Here is a 15,267-nt window from a genome sequence, read left to right as displayed (position 1 = left end):
GTAACCGATGAACCGGGAGGCAATCGAAGGCATGGCGGAAGAGCGCTGCGACGTGATGCTTTATGTCCAGCACCTCCTGGGGATCGGACACATCCGCCGCGGCGTGGTGCTGGCGCGGGCGTTCCAGCGCGCCGGCCTGAAGGTCGTGTTCGTCACCGGCGGGCTGCCCATCGGGGATCTCGGTCTGCCCAGCGTGGAGGGCCTGCCCAGCGTGGAGGTGGTGCAGCTGCCGCCGGCCCGCGCCCAGGACGAGACCTTCGCGGTCATCGTCGACGCGCAGGACCGGCCCATCGACGAGGCCTGGATGGCGGCGCGGCGCGCCCAGCTCTTGGACCTTTATCGCCGCAAGCGCCCGCGGGTGGTGATGATCGAGCTCTATCCCTTCGGCCGGCGCAAGATGCGCTTCGAACTGGAGCCGCTGGTCGCCGAGGCGCGCCGGGCCGACCCGCCCGCGCTGATCGCCTGTTCGCTGCGCGATATCGTCAACCGCCCGGAGCGCCCGGAGAAGGCAAGCTGGATGCTGGAGACCTTTCGCCGCGATTTCGACCTGCTCTACGTGCACGGCGATCCGGCCTTCTTTCGCATCGAAACCAGCTTTCCCGAGGCCGCGGCGCTGTCCGAGCGCCTGCACTACACCGGCTACGTCACCGAGGCGGGCCGCGTGCTGCCACCCCCCAAAGCCGACGATCCGGAGGCCGGACATGGCGAGGTGATTGTCTCCGTCGGCGGCGGGGCGGTCGGCCGCCATCTGGTCGAAGCGGCCCTGGCGGCGCGGCCGCTCACGGCTCTGGCCGAGACCCCCTGGCGCATTCTGATCGGCCCCAACATGCCGGAGCCCGAGTACCGGCAGCTGGCGGACCTCGCCCCGCAGGGCGTCGTCGTGGAGCGGGCGCGCAGCGATTTCGCCCTGCTGCTGACCCGCGCGCGCCTGTCCATCAGCCAGGCCGGCTACAACACCATCATGGAGGTCTTGGCCGCGGGCCTGCCGGGCGTCGTGGTGCCCTTTGCCGGCGGCACCGAGACCGAGCAGACCCTGCGTGCCGAACGCCTGGCCGCAGAGGGCTACCTGACGGTGGTCGACGAACGGAGCCTGAGCGGCGAGAGCCTGGCAGCCGGCATTGCCCGCGCCCTCGAGAAACGGACGACCAACACCCGCGATCCCTTCCGCATGGAAGGAGCCGACGAAACCGCCCGCCACCTGCAGGCGCTGCTGGCGGCAGAGAATGGCGGAAGCGAGGCAACGCCGGTCCCACCCCCGGCCTCGTCTTTGGAGCAGGGCGCGTGAGCGACTGGGCGGCCCTGGAGCGGGAACTGGACCGCTGGGGGGAGGCCGGACAGGCGGCGACCCTCTGGTGGCGCGACGATGACGCCACGGCCCGGACCGCCGCCCTCGACCGGCTGATCGACCTCGCCGCAAGTCTCAGCCTGCCCCTGGCCGTCGCGGTGATCCCGCAAGCTGCCGAGGCAACCCTCGCGGCCAGCCTGGCGGGTAGCGCTGCGGGCGTTCGCGTGCTGCAGCACGGCTTCGCCCACCGCAACAACGCCGGCCCGGACGCCAAGAAATGTGAGCTCGTCGCCCCCGCGCTGCGCCCCGAGATCGCCGGGGAGCTGCGCCAGGGCCAGGCCCTGCTGGCCGCGCTCTGCGGCGAGCGGCTGATCCCTGCGCTGGTGCCGCCCTGGAACCGCATCGATGGCGACCTTGTGGCGGCGCTGCCGTCCCTCGGTTTTACGGGCCTTTCGACCTACAAGGCCCGCCGCCTCGCAGAGCCCGCCGCCGGGCTGCGGCAGGTGAACTGCCATGTCGACATCATGCAGTGGCGCCCGCAGCGCCGCTTCCTGGGAACAGCGGCCGCCCTGCAGCTTCTGGTCGGGCACCTGGAAGCACGGCGGACAGGGGCGGTCGATGCGGGCGAAGCCACCGGCATCCTGACCCATCATGCCGTCCACGACGCGGAGGCCTGGCGCTTCCTGGAAGACCTGCTGCCGCGCCTCGCCGGCCATCCGGCCAGCCGCTTCCCGCCGCCCGATGCGCTCTTCGCCGCCCCGGCGGACAGGGTGCCGGCGTCTTCGCCCCAATCCGTTTCGGGGGCGGCATGATCGTGCTCCGCTATCCTTCCCGCGCGCTGGTCGGGGACTATCTGCGCTCCGGCGCCGGCCTCGTGGTCGGCCTCGGCGTCCTGATCGTCGTGCCGCCGAACATTCCCGTGGTGGTGATCTTCGGCGGGATCGCCGTGCTGTTTGGCGTGTTCGGCCTGCGGACCCTGCAGCGCCAGAAGCTGGAGGTGGCGCTGACCGAAAACGAAATCGCCTGCCGCGGCCTCGGCACCAAGGTGCTGGCCTGGTCCGACCTGGACTTCATGCGCCTGCGCTACTTCGGCCGGCGCGGCAAGCGCGGCGTCTTCGGCGCCGGCTTCATGGAGCTGAAGCTGAAAGGGGCAGGCACCGCCTTCACCTTCGAATCCAGCCTGGAGGGCTTCGAAAAGGTCGCGGAGATGGCCGCTCGTTCGTACAAGAACAATGGCCTCAGTCTCGATCCCGCGACGGCCAGCAACCTGATCGACCTGGGCATCGACAGCGATGCGGCGGTGGGGTGCGATTCCCCGCCAAACGTCCTATAACCCTGCGATATTGCCTGGGGACCGGGGAGCCACTGTGCGGAACCTTTTGCAGATTAAGGACCTGCGGATCAGTTTCGATCTGCCGGAGGGGCGCCTCGAAGCGGTGCGCGGCGTGAGCTTCCGCGTGCCGGCCGGGCGCACCGTCGCCCTGGTCGGCGAGTCCGGGTCCGGCAAGTCGGTGGTGAGCCAAGCGATCATGGGCATCCTGCCGCGCAGCGCCAAGATCGACAGCGGGCGGATCCTGTTCAACGACCCGGTCAGCTCCAGCGACGTCATCGACATCGCCAGCCTGCACTCAGACAGCGAGGCCATGCGCGCCATTCGCGGCAGCCGCATCTCGATCATTTTCCAGGAACCCATGACCTCGCTGTCGCCGGTGCACACTGTCGGCAATCAGATCCTGGAAGCCCTGCACCTGCACCGGAATGTCACCGCCAGCGAAGGTCTGGCACTGGCGACGGAGATGCTGCGGCTGGTGGGCTTTCCCGATCCGGCCAAGGCGATCAAGACCTATCCCTTCGAACTCTCCGGCGGCCTGCGCCAGCGCGCCATGATCGCCATGGCGCTGGTCTGCCGACCGGCCCTGCTGATCGCCGACGAGCCGACCACCGCCCTGGACGTGACGATCCAGGCGCAGATCCTGAAACTGATCAAGGATCTGCAGTCGGAGCTGGGCATGGCGGTGCTGATGATCACCCACGACCTGGGTGTCGTCGCCAACGTCGCCGACGAAGTGGTCGTCATGTACCACGGCGAGATCATGGAGAGCGGTACGCTGGAGGACATCTTCCGGGCCCCTGCGCATCCCTATCTCTCCGCCCTGCTGCGCGCCGTGCCGCGTTTTCACATGGCGCCCGGGGAGCGGCTGGTGCCGATCCGCGAGATCAAGAAACAGGGCGACGGCGCCTTCCTGGGCGAAAAGATCGAACGGTCCGAAGACGCCGACGGAACGATCCTGAAGATCGAAGGGCTGACCAAGCGCTTCACCATCCGCAAGTCGGGACTCTTCGGCGGCAGCAGCAGCGAGATGCTGGCCGTCGACGACGTCACGCTGACGGTGCGCCGCGGGGAGTGCCTGGGCCTGGTGGGCGAGAGCGGCTGCGGCAAGACGACGCTTTCCAAGATGGTCATGCGCGCGCTCACCCCCGACAGTGGCAGCATCACCTTCACCGGCGGGCGGCCCGGCGATGCGGAAACCAACGTCCTGACCCTGGAAAACAAGGCGTTGATGAACTTCCGCAAGCAGATCCAGTTCGTCTTCCAGGACCCTTTCTCCTCGTTGAATCCGCGCATGACGGTGGGCGAGATCATCGCCGAGCCCCTGGTGATCCACGGCATCGGCACGGCCGCCAGCCGGCGCCAGGTGGTGGAGGAACTGATGGGCGTCGTCGGCCTCAACCGCCAGCACATCCGCCGCTATCCGCACAGCTTTTCCGGCGGCCAGCGCCAGCGCATCGGCATCGCCCGCGCCCTGGCGCTGCGCCCGCAGCTGCTGATCTGCGACGAGCCGGTCTCGGCGCTGGACGTCTCCATCCAGGCCCAGGTGCTGAACCTGCTGAAGGACCTGAAGGCGGATCTGGGTCTGACCTACATCTTCATCAGCCATAACCTGGCGGTGGTCGACTACATCGCCGACCGCATCGCGGTGATGTGCCGGGGCGGTCTCGTGGAACTGGCACCACGCGAGAGCCTGTTCCGCAACCCGGTCCACCCCTACACGCAGGCCCTGCTGTCGGCCGTGCCGGAACCGGATCCGCACCAGCGTCTCGACCTGACGGCCCTGATGGAGGGGCGCGCTTCCGACCCGACGGCCTGGCCCCAGCCCTTCACGATCGCGCCCGCCGGAAGTGGTGCACCCAGCGGGGACGGCCCGCAGATGACCATGATCGACCTGGGCGACGGACACTGGGTGCGTGCGCGCGCCGGCAGCGATCCGGCAATGCTCACCTGCCGGCCCCAGCCGGCGCGGCAACACGAGGCGAAGGTCTAGACCCCATGCTGAGCTACTTCGCCCGCCGCCTGCTGGTGATGATCCCGACGCTGCTGGTCATCAGTCTGGTCGTCTTCTTCATCATTCAACTGCCGCCCGGCGACTATCTGGAAACCCTGATCGCCGAGGAGCAGGCACGGGGCGAGACCGTCGATCAGGAGCGCATCGCCTTCCTGCGCGAGCAGTACGGCCTCGACAAGCCTATGATCGAGCAGTACTGGATCTGGCTGCTCGGCCTGCTGCAGGGCGACCTCGGCTACTCCTTCGAGTTCGAGCTGCCGGTGGTGGAGGTGATCGGCGACCGCTTCTGGTTCACCGTGGTCCTGGCGCTGGCGACCACGCTCTTCACTTACATTCTTTCCTTTCCCATCGGCATCTACTCCGCCGTGCGGCAATACTCGGTCGGCGACTATGCGGCGACCTTCGTGGGTTACTTCGGCCTGGCGATGCCGAACTTCCTCTTCGCCCTGGTGCTGCTCTACTACGCCAACGTCTGGTTCGGGCTGTCGATCGGCGGGCTGATGGACCCGCAATACATCGGTGCACCCTGGACCGTCGACAAGGTGATCTCGGTCATCAACCATCTCTGGATTCCGATGCTCGTGATCGGCACCTCCGGCACCGCGGCGATGATCCGCCGCCTGCGCGCCAACATGCTGGACGAACTGCAGCGCCAGTACGTCATCACCGCGCGGGCCAAGGGCCTCTCGCCGATGAAGATCATCCTGAAGTATCCGCTGCGCCTGGCCCTCAACCCCTTCATCGCCGACATCGGCATGATCCTGCCGCAAGTGGTCTCCGGCGCCGCACTGGTCTCCGTGGTGATGGATCTGCCGACCAACGGACCTCTGCTGCTGCGCTCCCTGCAGAGCCAGGACATGTACCTGGCCGGCGCCTTCCTGATGTTCGAGGCAACGCTTGTGGTGATCGGGGTCTTCATCTCCGACATCCTCCTGGCCATGCTCGATCCGCGCATCCGTCTGGGAGGGGCCTCGTCGAAATGACCGACCGCAATCTCAGGCCGGGCGAGCCGCTGCCCCACTACGTCAACGAAGCGCCCTTCGATCCCTATCGCGCCGACACGCTGACGCCGGAGCAGGAGCGCTATTATCAGGCCTCCGAGTGGCGCATCATGTGGTGGAAGTTCCGCCGCCACCGGGTCGCGGTGTGGTCCGGCGCCTTCCTGCTCGCCATCTATTTCGCCATCGTCATCTGCGAGTTCCTGGCGCCCTACAATCTGCACAGCCGGGACACCGGCCATATCTACGCCCCGCCGCAGACGCTGCATCTGTTTCATGAGGGCGAGTTCATCGGACCCTTCGTCTACGGCTTCGACTTCAAGCTCAACATGGAGACTCTGGCGCGCGAGTACGTGCCCAATCCGGAAAAGATTCAGAGGGTCCGTTTCTTCTGCCGCGGCGATGCCTACGAGTTCTGGGGCGTCATTCCGGGGGACGTGCACCTGTTCTGTCCTGCCGAGGGGGGAACGCTGTTCCTCTTCGGCACCGACCGCCTGGGACGCGACATGCTGAGCCGCATTCTCTACGGCGCGCGCATCTCTCTCAGTCTCGGCTTCATCGCCGTCGCTATCTCCTTCGTGCTCGGCGTGATCATCGGCGGCGCCGCCGGCTACTACGGCGGCTGGGTGGACGCAATCGTGCTGCGCGTGATCGAACTGATCCGCTCCTTCCCGGAGCTGCCGCTGTTCATGACGCTTTCGGCTCTGCTGCCGGTGACCTGGAGTCCCATCGGGGTCTTCGTCGGCATCTCGGTGATCATCGGCTTCCTCGACTGGCCGGGGCTGGGTCGCGCAGTGCGCGCCAAGATCCTCTCCCTGCGCGAAGAGGACTTCACCACCGCCGCCCAGCTTATGGGTGCCTCGCCGCGGCGGATCATCGGGCGCCACCTGCTGCCCAGCTTCACCAGCCACCTGATCGCCTCGGTGACCCTCTCGATCCCGACGGCCATTTTGGGCGAGACGGCGCTCTCCTTCCTCGGCATCGGTCTGCGCCCGCCGGTAACCTCCTGGGGCGTTCTGCTGAACGAGGCGCAGGACCTCAACATCGTCGAGCTCTATCCCTGGCTGATGCTGCCGGTGGTGCCGCTCTTCCTTGTGGTGCTGGCCTTCAACTTCCTGGGCGACGGGCTGCGCGACGCCGCCGACCCTTACAGATAGAGCTCGGCGGACTTAAGCCGCCAGGACCACCAGGCCCAAGGAATCGCGAACCCCGCCGACGGGCACCGCCTCCAGCAGCTTGGTCTGTTCCTGCGGGCTGTAGCCCTGGGCCACGGCAGTCTCGTAGGTCTCGCGGTCGCAGACCGCACGCACGCCCAGTTCCTTGTTGTGCTTCTCCAGCTTGGCCGAGAGGTTCACCGCGTCGCCGATGACGGTGTACTCCAGACGCGTGTCGTCGCCGACGGCACCGAAGAGGATGGTGCCCGCGGCCACTGCGCCGTTGACCGCCGGGCAGCTGCGGCCCGCCGTGCGGCAGTCCTTCTGCCAGTCGGCGGCAGCGGCCATCGCCTCGTCCAGCGCGCGCAGGGCGTCGGCGGCATAACTCTCGGAGGGTTCGGCCGCGCCGAAGGTGGCCATGATTCCATCGCCCAGGAACTTGTCGATGGAGCCGCCGTGGCGGCGGATGATCGGCACCATCTGCTGTTGGTACTCGGCCAGCAGGGTCATCACCTGATCCGGTGGCGCCTCCCCGGCCAAGCGGGTGAAGCCGCGCATGTCGAGATTGAGAATGGCGGCCTGGCGCAGCTCGCCGGTGCCGGCGCGGATGTGGTCCTCGGAACCCTTGATACGCTCTGCAATCTCCGGCGCGAAAAACCGCGACAGCTCGCGCGCGGCCGCCTGTTCGGAGACAGCGCGCACCAGCAGGCTCTTGGCACGATAGATCGCAAAGGCGATGAGCCCGGTGACCATGAGGATCGAGAGGATCTTGTCGAACTCCGCCCCCAGCAGCACCGAGTTCGAGGTCATATAGGCGACATAGTCGCGTGTGATCATGTTGTCGGCGGGGTCGTTGGAGATGACGTAGAGGATCATCAGACCCCAGCCCAGCGCCGCGACCGCGCCGGCGAGCAGCACGAAGCGGGCGTCGAAGCGCAGCGCACGCAGCGCGATGAAGATGAAGACGTAAAGCAGCGTCGGCGCCTTCAGATAAAAGGAGGCGGGCTGCATGTACTGGATGTGGAAGCTCCAGATCAGCACCATCAGAAGCGTGATGTCGAAGAACACCGAGACCGCAAGCGACCAGTCTGGCAGACGGCCGACGTGGGACCAGACGACGCGAATGAGCGTCAGCACCAGATAGACGGAAAGCGCCCAGGGTACGGGCGCGATGTCGACCTCAGGCTTCGGTGAGATGATGTAGAGCGCGCCGAAGGTCAGGACAATTGCAAGCTGAATCCAGGAGATCAGGCGCTCGGTCGCGTCTTCCTGTTCGCGCACGGCGGCCTTCACCCGCGTCGGCAGGCCGGCCTCAAGATCCTTTTGCCACCAGCTCAACATGGCCTTTCCCCTCGAACGCCCGCATGGGGCCTTAACGCGGATCGGGTTTGGGGGCGCCCTCTACGTGGCTCCGCCCAAACAAGTAAGTCCGCTCCAGATCAAAGAGTTAGAACAGATTTGCCGGTCGCCGGACCTTCGCGGAGGTGCTGTCAGGGCGTCCATGCGATCCGGACCCGCTCTGGAATATCCACCGGCATTTTACGGGATGAGCCGGGCCGAGGCTTCTCGCGGCGCATAACTTCTGCGTGACCGCGGCGTGCGCTGCCGTCAGCGCCGGAAGCACAAAGCGCTGCCGTTGCCGGCGGGAACCGACGGGCTATCCGGAATACTTCGATCTCGACCGCAACGTCTCCTCAAGCAATGAGCGCCTCGCCGTGAAAGCCGACGGCGCGCTGCAGCGCATCTCACGGCCGCAGCACCATGCCTTCCCTGGCGACCACGGTACCGGGACGCAGGGCTTCGGCTTCTTCGGCGACGCGGTCCATGAACTCGTCGTCATGGCCGGGGTCGTGGTGGAAGATGACCAGCTTGCCGGCATCGGCCTGGTCGCAGAGCCGGACCCCTTCCTGCCAGGTGGAGTGCCCCCAGTTGCGGTACTTGGGAAACTCTTCGTCCGTATAGGTGCAGTCATAGATGACGAGATCGGCGCCCTGGATGAGGTCCAGAATGTTGCGGTCGGGCTTGCCCTCCAGGTGCTCGGTGTCGGTCACGTAGCAGATCGCATGGCCGCGGAAATCGACCCGGTAGCCGGTGGCGCCATTGGGGTGATTGAGCGGTGCGGTGATCAGGCGCACGCCGGGCTTGGGTTCCAGAACATCTCCGGCGGAGAAGTCATGGAAGGAGACGTTGGCGGCGAAGATCTTCGGCGGCACCGGGAACAGGGGCGCGTTCATGAACTGAACCAGCACGTCGTGCAGGGTCAGTTCCGGGATCAGGTGCCCGGCCCAGAGACGGATGCGGTTGCGCTTGTCGAACAGCGGCGCAAAGAACGGCAGGCCAACGATGTGGTCATGATGGGTATGAGTGAGGAAAATGTCGGCTTCCAGCGGGGAGTTCTCGGTCAGCTCCCGGCCCAGGGGCCTGAGGCCGGTGCCGGCATCGAAGATCAGCAGCTTCTCGCCGCAACGGATCTCCAGGCAGGCCGTATTGCCCCCGTAGCGAAGGTGGCTTTCGCCGGGGCAGGAAATCGAGCCGCGGGTGCCCCAGAAACGAACAAAAAAATCGCTACCGTTCTGCAAAATGCCTTTATCCCTTCGATCCGGCAGCCAAAAATACGGCCCGCCGATCTAGCGGACGAGAAAAGCATAGCCGAGAATTGGTTCACTCTAGCGAATAGGAGCGGCCCGCCCCAATGAAAATTCGCCAAAATTCGGGGCCTGGAGGCGGCGGAGCTTGACATCCAGCGGCCGCGGCAGCGGGCCACAGGTGGCCCCGAGGGGGGCGCTGATCGGCCTTGGACTGGTGGTTCTGGTGTTCGCCGCCTTCTCCCAGTTCAAGCTGCCGGTCGTCCTGCCGCTGCTTCTCGATCGCTATGCTTACGACCCCGTGCTGGCCGGTGGCTTCATGTCGGTCTACGCGGTGCTGGGGATCGCGCTGTCGCTGTGGATCGGCCGGCGTGTGGAGGCACGGGGTCCGCTGAACCTGATCCTTTTGGCCCTGCCGCTGATGGCCGGCGGGACCTTGGTCAGCCTGGCCGCCCCCCAGCTTGGCGGAGTCGTGCTGTTGGGGCGTGCTCTCGAGGGCGCGGCCTTTGCCATCCTCGCCGTGGCCGGACCGGTCTTGGCAACGTCTCTGGTGTCCGAACGGCACCGCAATCTGGTCGTCGGTCTGGTCGCCGCCTGGATGCCGGCAGGGCAACTGCTGGCCGCGGTGCTGGCGCCCTTCGCCCTCGCGACCACCGGCTGGACCGGGCTGTGGCTGGCCAGCGTTGCCATGGCCCTGGGCCTGATCGTTTGGGCCTGGCATCTGCGCGGCAAGGGGTCGATGGCGGCCGGCCCGGCCGGCGCCCAGACGCAGGCCGCTGCGCCAGGGGCAGGCGGGCCCCCGCGCGCGCCCTGGACCCGCGGGCAGAAGCAGGCGCTCTGGCTCACCGCCGGGGTCTTCATGCTGTGGTCGGGCCAGTATCTGGCCTACATGACCTGGCTGCCGGAGTACCTGGTCGGCGCCCTCGGTCTGACGGTGGAAGAGGCGCTCTGGGTCTACCTGATCCCCATCGTCCTGGTCGGTATCTTCAACGTCTTGAGCGGCCTCGTTCTGCGCCGCGGCCTGGCGGTCGAGCGGCTGCTGCTGGGCGCCGTCACCGTGCAGGCCCTCCTGTGGTGGCTGTTGCCGGTCAGCAGCAGCGGGCTTGCCGGCCTGCTGTCGCTCTGCCTCTACGGCATCACCGCCGGCATCGTGCCGACCTGTCTGTTCACGCTGCCGACCGAAGCGGTGCGCAACACCGGGCAGCGGGCGCGCGCCTTCGGCAGCGTGATGACCGGCCGCAACCTCGGCGTCTTTCTGGGCCCCCTCTTGCTGGCCCAACTGGTCAAGTGGTCCGGCGACTGGGTCGCCAGCAGCCCGGCTTTCGCCGTTCTGACCAGCCTGGCGGCGGTGCTCAGCCTGCTGCTGCTGTTTGTCATGCCGGGCCTGCGCGGCACCGGGCAGACCGGCCTCGCGGCGTCGAAACCGGAAACGCCCTAGGGAACCAGCCGGTAGCCGCCCGGCTCGGTCACCAGGATCTCGGCCGCTGAGGGATCGCTCTCGATCTTTTGGCGCAGACGATAGACGTGGGTCTCCAGGGTGTGGGTCGTGACCCCGGCGTTGTAGCCCCAGACCTCGCCCAGCAGCTTGTCGCGTCCGACGACGGTGTCGCCGCTGCGGTAGAGGTACTTGAGGATCGAGGTTTCCTTCTCGGTCAGGCGGACCTTCTTTTTCGACTCGCCATGGGTCAGCAGCTTGGCGCTGGGCCGGAAGGTGTAGGGCCCGATGGTGAAGACGGCGTCCTCGCTCTGTTCGTGCTGGCGCAGCTGCGCGCGCATGCGCGCCAGCAGGACGCCGAGCCGAAAAGGCTTGGTGACATAGTCGTTCGCCCCGGCATCCAGGGCCAGGATGGTGTCGGCATCAGATTCCGCCGCCGTCAACATGATGATCGGCGACTTGACGCCGCCGCGGCGCATCAGCCGGCAGACGTCGCGGCCGTCCATGTCCGGAAGACCGAGGTCGAGCAGGATGAGGTCGTAGTAGTCGGCCTTGGCCATTTCCAACCCGGCAGCCGCAGTTTCCGCCTCGGCAGTGTCGAATTCCTCGTGCAGCCGCAGCTGTTCGCTAAGCGATTGACGAAGCGCCGAATCATCGTCGACGAGCAGGATCTTTTTTCCGGCGGCGCCGTTCATGGCCGACATCCAACTCCCAAATCCACCTCCAACCCCTGTAAATTCTCAGATACCATCGCGGGCGCTGCGGTTCAAGAAACCTGCCCGGACAGCAGTTGCTGCACTGCAGCGTAGAGGGGGTGATTCTCTTCGCCCAACGCGTCCACCGCGTTGAAGTGATGACGCCCGGGCAGCGGAACGTCCACCAGAGGCAGCCCGCGGTCCTGCCAGGAAGTCGCGTACTCGGCGTGCTGGCGCCGGAACTCTTCGGTTTCCTCGGCGCCGACCGCGACGATCAAGGGCGGTGCGGCCTTCGGCAAGGCGTGCAGCGGGCTCCAGGCCGCGGCCCGGTCGGCGGGAACCTTCAGAACCGCGTTGTGGTAGCTGAGGCGAACCGGCTCCAGGTCGTAGACCCCGGAGATCGAGCATCCCCCGGCCAGCAGGCCGACCGGCAGCCCGGCCTCGAAGCCCGGCCAGTCGGTCGAAAGCGCCATGGCCGCCAGATGACCGCCGGCGGAATGCCCGGCGACGATAATGCGTCCCGGGTCGACGCCATAGGCCCCGGCGTTTTTGTGCAGCCACGCCAGGGCGCGGCGCACCTGGCCGATCATGGTGCCGATGTCCGCCGCCGGGGCCAGGCTGTAGTTCAGGCTGGCAAAGGCGATGCCGCGGTCCACGAAGGGGGGTGCGAGGTAGCTGTAGTCGCTCTTGTCCAGCGCCTGCCAGTAGCCGCCGTGGATGAAGGCCAACAGCGCGACCGGCCCTTCGCCGGAGGCGGGCCCACCGCCGGAGGCCGGGAAGAGATCCAGCATTTCCTCGGGCCCGCTGCCGTAGGCCAGGTCCAGTTCTCCGCCGCGCGCGGCTCGGATCGCCGCCGAATCAGCCGCCCAGCGCTCAAAGAACTGCGGATGCTCCGGCCAGCGGGCGCGCAGGTTGAGCTGGGCATCCAGCGCCGCCTGATCATAGTCGCGAAACACCGGCGCAGCCGTCGCGGCGCCGGATCCTGGCTGACTGGCCATGGCCTTGTCTGTCCTCCCCCCAATAGGTGCTCTCAGTGGGCCGTCCCGCTGGTCCGGCCTTCTTCGTTTGCGACCGTCTAAGGCCTTGCTGCGACCGGTTGCCCCGTTCGATCAAAACCGGCTGGTCAAGCGCCCCTTGGCGGCCTATGTCCTGGGCGCAAAACACCGCCGGAACCCAACGTGACATGGCCCGGCGGCAGCCGTAAAGTGACCATTCGACATGGAAAAGCCTGCGCAACGACCCAAAACTCCGGATGCCGCCGTCCTGCAGACGGTGGAGCGCGCCCTGGCGGAACTGCGCCGCGGCGCGACCATTGTGCTGCACGACTGGTCGGGCCAGGGCGCCCTGGTGCAGGCGGCCGAGCAGGCCAGCGCGGAGGGTCTGGCCGACCTGGCGGCCCTGACCGGCACCGAGGCCATGCTGCTGCTCACCGCACGGCGGGCACAGGCGCTGGGCATGCCCGAGGCCAAGGGCCTGATCGCCAGCGGCGGCGTGCTGGCGCTGGCGGTCGAGGACCGCGAGGCGGAGCGCATCCGCGCCCTGGCCGACCCGACGGCGACCCAGGTCGCGGTCGGGCGCAGCCGGCGGGTGGTGACGGCACCGGCGGGCCTGGACGTCGCCGCGGTGGAACTGGCGAAGCTGGCGCGTCTGCTGCCGGCAGCGCTGTTGGCGCCGCTGCCCGGCACCCCGGTGCAGAGCCCCCGGGCCTGGGCGGATGCGCGGGATCTGATGGCGGTCACGGCGGCGAACGTCGCCGAGTACCGCTTCGCCGCGGCGCGCAACCTGACCTCCGTAGCCGAAGCCGCCGTGCCCCTGGCCGACGCGGAAGACGCGCGGATCGTTGCCTTTCGCCCTGACGACGGCGGCACCGAGCACCTGGCCATTATCATCGGCGACCCCAAACCCGAAGACCCGCTGCTGCTGCGCCTGCATTCGGAGTGCTTTACCGGCGACCTGCTGTCGTCGCTGCGCTGCGACTGCGGCGAACAATTGCGGGGCGCCATCCAGGCGATCGCCGCGGATGGCGCCGGCATCCTGCTGTATCTGGCGCAGGAGGGCCGCGGCATCGGCCTGGTCAACAAGCTGCGGGCCTATACCCTGCAGGACCTCGGCGCCGACACCCTCGACGCCAACGAGCAGCTGGGCTTCGACGCCGACGAGCGGGTTTACCTGCCGGCAGCCCAGATGCTGCACCGCCTGGGCTTTCGTCGGGTGCGTCTGCTCACCAACAACCCGCAGAAGGTGGCCGCTCTCAGCCGTTTCGGGATCGCCATCGAGGAACGGGTGGCGCACAGCTTTCCCTCCAACGGCCATAACGAAGCCTATCTCGCCACCAAGGCGGAACGCTTCGGCCACCTGTTCTAAAGCCCTTCCAGAGCCACGCTCGCGCAGGCCTGAGGCCCTGCTGAAAGACGCCGGGCCCGGCAAATCCGCCGGGCCGCCGCGCCGCGCCGGGCAGAACTTGCCGCCGCCCCCCGCGCCGTCCCCGGACCTCCAGGCTAAACCCTTGATTTGAATACCCATTAATCCTGGCCCGCATCTTGCTTTTTGGTTCTTTGGAGGACCAATGGGCGACATTCAGTTTTACCGCGGTTACGTTAACGCACAGGAGGCTGCGGCCGGGCGCTTCAGTGCGACGGCCAAGGCGCCCGAGGCCGCGTCTGCTTCCGGGGCCGGGACCGCGAGATCCGATGCCGCCGAAACAGACGAGAACGAGTTCTCCTTTTCCGACTTCCTCGACGTCATCAACCCACTGCAGCATATTCCTGTGGTCTCCACCCTCTACCGGGCCATCACCGGAGACGAGATTTCGGCCCCGGCCCGGGTTTTCGGCGGCACGCTCTACGGTGGGCCCACCGGCTTCCTCGGTGCGGTCGCCAACCTGCTGGTCGATGAGGTGGCCGGCCAGGATGCCGGGGCCAGCGTGCTGGCCTTGTTCGACGGCGGCGCAGAGGATGCGGAAGCGGTCGCGGTAGCCCCAGAGAAAGCGGCCCCGGCGACAGTGGCTCCAACGACAGTGGCGCCGGCGGGCTTCCCGCTGCCCCCTGGCGTCTTTAACGCCCCACCCCTGATCACCGCGGCGGATGGCGAACCGGCGGCAGCGCGGGCCATGGCCCCCGGAACACCCACCGGAGCGCCGGCGGGATTTGTACCGGCTGCATTCGGAGCAAGCCCGCACAGCCTGACGCCGGCACCGTCGCCCGTTGGCGCTGACCGCAGCCGCGCGCATCGCACAGAGGACGGCTGGGCCGAAGAGCACGACGGCCTGCTGACCGGCCAGGCGGCCCTGGACGCCCTGTTCAACGACCTAAGCCCGGCAGCTGCGCCAATACCCCCGGGCCCCGCCCCGGCGGACCCAGCCGCCGCAGCCGGGACTGCCGCAGGCAATGCCGCGCCACCAGCGCCGGCCACTGGCAAAGGGAGCGATGGTGGCGGAGTCGGCGGTCGTAGCCGTGCTGCTGATCCCACTGGCGAGAGCATCGACCTGGCGGCCGCCGAACCCGGAGCCCATCCTCTGCTTCAGGCTGCCGATGCGCCCGATGCGGCCCTGGCCGAGCAGATGCTGATGGCCCTGGACAAATACCGGGCCATGGCGGGACAGCAGCGCAGGACCGACGACGGACAGCCGTCCGGCCCGCTTCCCGCTTACCCGGCAAACCGCTAGCGACCCGCGCCCAGATCGGCGGCTCGGCTATCCTTCAGCCCTGCGATCCTTGAGCCCTACTGTCCCTGAAACCGTTTCCTTGATGTGCCCCTCCTTGAGATCGCTTT

At 67.5% G+C, this 15,267-nt stretch carries 13 protein-coding genes; 9 read left to right on the top strand and 4 right to left on the bottom strand.

Annotated elements, in window-relative coordinates:
• The first annotated feature begins 7 nt into the window (after positions 1–7).
• From Q0982_RS11400 to Q0982_RS11375, 6 genes are read left to right on the top strand one after another with little or no spacing between them, the layout of a single operon-like run.
• A complete protein-coding gene (locus Q0982_RS11400; protein WP_299395498.1) occupies positions 8–1,285 on the top strand; it encodes a glycosyltransferase family protein in 1,278 nt (425 codons plus the stop codon).
• Positions 1,282–2,097 carry a polysaccharide deacetylase family protein gene (locus Q0982_RS11395; protein ID WP_299395497.1) on the top strand — a complete coding sequence of 272 codons (816 nt, stop codon included), beginning with the start codon at positions 1,282–1,284 and terminating at the stop codon, positions 2,095–2,097. Before Q0982_RS11400 ends, Q0982_RS11395 begins: the two co-directional genes overlap by 4 nt.
• Positions 2,094–2,618 (top strand): hypothetical protein, encoded by a 525-nt coding sequence (locus tag Q0982_RS11390; RefSeq protein ID WP_299395495.1) that lies wholly within the window; start codon positions 2,094–2,096, stop codon positions 2,616–2,618. Before Q0982_RS11395 ends, Q0982_RS11390 begins: the two co-directional genes overlap by 4 nt.
• Positions 2,619–2,664: 46 nt before the next feature.
• Positions 2,665–4,608: an ABC transporter ATP-binding protein gene (locus Q0982_RS11385; RefSeq protein ID WP_299395494.1), complete on the top strand. Its 1,944-nt coding sequence runs from the start codon at positions 2,665–2,667 to the stop codon at positions 4,606–4,608.
• 5 nt (positions 4,609–4,613) lie between these two features.
• Positions 4,614–5,612, top strand: a complete 999-nt coding sequence (locus Q0982_RS11380; RefSeq protein ID WP_299395492.1) for an ABC transporter permease — start codon at positions 4,614–4,616, stop codon at positions 5,610–5,612.
• Positions 5,609–6,784, top strand: a complete 1,176-nt coding sequence (locus Q0982_RS11375; RefSeq protein WP_299395491.1) for an ABC transporter permease — start codon at positions 5,609–5,611, stop codon at positions 6,782–6,784. Before Q0982_RS11380 ends, Q0982_RS11375 begins: the two co-directional genes overlap by 4 nt.
• 12 nt (positions 6,785–6,796) lie before the next feature.
• On the opposite strand, the gene Q0982_RS11370 is transcribed toward Q0982_RS11375, so the two are convergent.
• Both Q0982_RS11370 and Q0982_RS11365 read right to left on the bottom strand, forming a co-directional pair.
• On the bottom strand, positions 6,797–8,122 hold the full coding sequence (locus Q0982_RS11370; RefSeq protein WP_299395489.1) for an adenylate/guanylate cyclase domain-containing protein: 1,326 nt from the start codon (positions 8,120–8,122) through the stop codon (positions 6,797–6,799).
• Positions 8,123–8,526: 404 nt separating this feature from the next.
• Positions 8,527–9,360: an MBL fold metallo-hydrolase gene (locus tag Q0982_RS11365; protein WP_299395488.1), complete on the bottom strand. Its 834-nt coding sequence runs from the start codon at positions 9,358–9,360 to the stop codon at positions 8,527–8,529.
• A gap of 154 nt (positions 9,361–9,514) precedes the next feature.
• On the opposite strand from Q0982_RS11365, the gene Q0982_RS11360 reads away from it, so the two are divergent.
• Positions 9,515–10,804: an MFS transporter gene (locus Q0982_RS11360; RefSeq protein ID WP_299395486.1), complete on the top strand. Its 1,290-nt coding sequence runs from the start codon at positions 9,515–9,517 to the stop codon at positions 10,802–10,804.
• On the opposite strand, the gene Q0982_RS11355 is transcribed toward Q0982_RS11360, so the two are convergent.
• Together Q0982_RS11355 and Q0982_RS11350 are read right to left on the bottom strand one after the other, a co-directional pair.
• Positions 10,801–11,496 carry a response regulator transcription factor gene (locus Q0982_RS11355; protein WP_299395485.1) on the bottom strand — a complete coding sequence of 232 codons (696 nt, stop codon included), beginning with the start codon at positions 11,494–11,496 and terminating at the stop codon, positions 10,801–10,803. The genes Q0982_RS11360 and Q0982_RS11355 overlap by 4 nt on opposite strands.
• Before the next feature lie 71 nt (positions 11,497–11,567).
• The gene (locus Q0982_RS11350; RefSeq protein ID WP_299395484.1) at positions 11,568–12,494 is read right to left on the bottom strand and encodes an alpha/beta hydrolase; all 927 of its coding nucleotides are present in this window, start codon (positions 12,492–12,494) and stop codon (positions 11,568–11,570) included.
• Positions 12,495–12,714: 220 nt separating this feature from the next.
• Between Q0982_RS11350 and ribA the strand changes: the two genes are divergently transcribed.
• Complete coding sequence (gene ribA / locus Q0982_RS11345) at positions 12,715–13,860, top strand: GTP cyclohydrolase II (protein ID WP_299395482.1); 1,146 nt, start codon at positions 12,715–12,717, stop codon at positions 13,858–13,860.
• A 202-nt stretch (positions 13,861–14,062) separates the two neighbouring features.
• Positions 14,063–15,160, top strand: a complete 1,098-nt coding sequence (locus Q0982_RS11340) for a hypothetical protein (RefSeq protein ID WP_299395481.1) — start codon at positions 14,063–14,065, stop codon at positions 15,158–15,160.
• Positions 15,161–15,267 lie beyond the last annotated feature (107 nt).

Source organism: Pelagibius sp., from assembly GCF_028281305.1.
GTDB lineage: Bacteria > Pseudomonadota > Alphaproteobacteria > Kiloniellales > Kiloniellaceae > Pelagibius.
The sequence above is the reverse complement of the archived record's forward strand: the minus strand, read 5'-3'. Positions and strand labels throughout refer to the sequence as shown.

Coding starts and splice junctions, on each gene's coding strand:
- Q0982_RS11400 (WP_299395498.1), top strand. CDS start 8: ATGAACCGGGAGGCAATCGAAGGCATGGCGGAAGAGCGCTGCGACGTG.
- Q0982_RS11390 (WP_299395495.1), top strand. CDS start 2,094: ATGATCGTGCTCCGCTATCCTTCCCGCGCGCTGGTCGGGGACTATCTG.
- Q0982_RS11380 (WP_299395492.1), top strand. CDS start 4,614: ATGCTGAGCTACTTCGCCCGCCGCCTGCTGGTGATGATCCCGACGCTG.
- Q0982_RS11375 (WP_299395491.1), top strand. CDS start 5,609: ATGACCGACCGCAATCTCAGGCCGGGCGAGCCGCTGCCCCACTACGTC.
- Q0982_RS11370 (WP_299395489.1), bottom strand. CDS start 8,122: ATGTTGAGCTGGTGGCAAAAGGATCTTGAGGCCGGCCTGCCGACGCGG.
- Q0982_RS11355 (WP_299395485.1), bottom strand. CDS start 11,496: ATGAACGGCGCCGCCGGAAAAAAGATCCTGCTCGTCGACGATGATTCG.
- Q0982_RS11350 (WP_299395484.1), bottom strand. CDS start 12,494: ATGGCCAGTCAGCCAGGATCCGGCGCCGCGACGGCTGCGCCGGTGTTT.
- ribA (WP_299395482.1), top strand. CDS start 12,715: ATGGAAAAGCCTGCGCAACGACCCAAAACTCCGGATGCCGCCGTCCTG.
- Q0982_RS11340 (WP_299395481.1), top strand. CDS start 14,063: ATGGGCGACATTCAGTTTTACCGCGGTTACGTTAACGCACAGGAGGCT.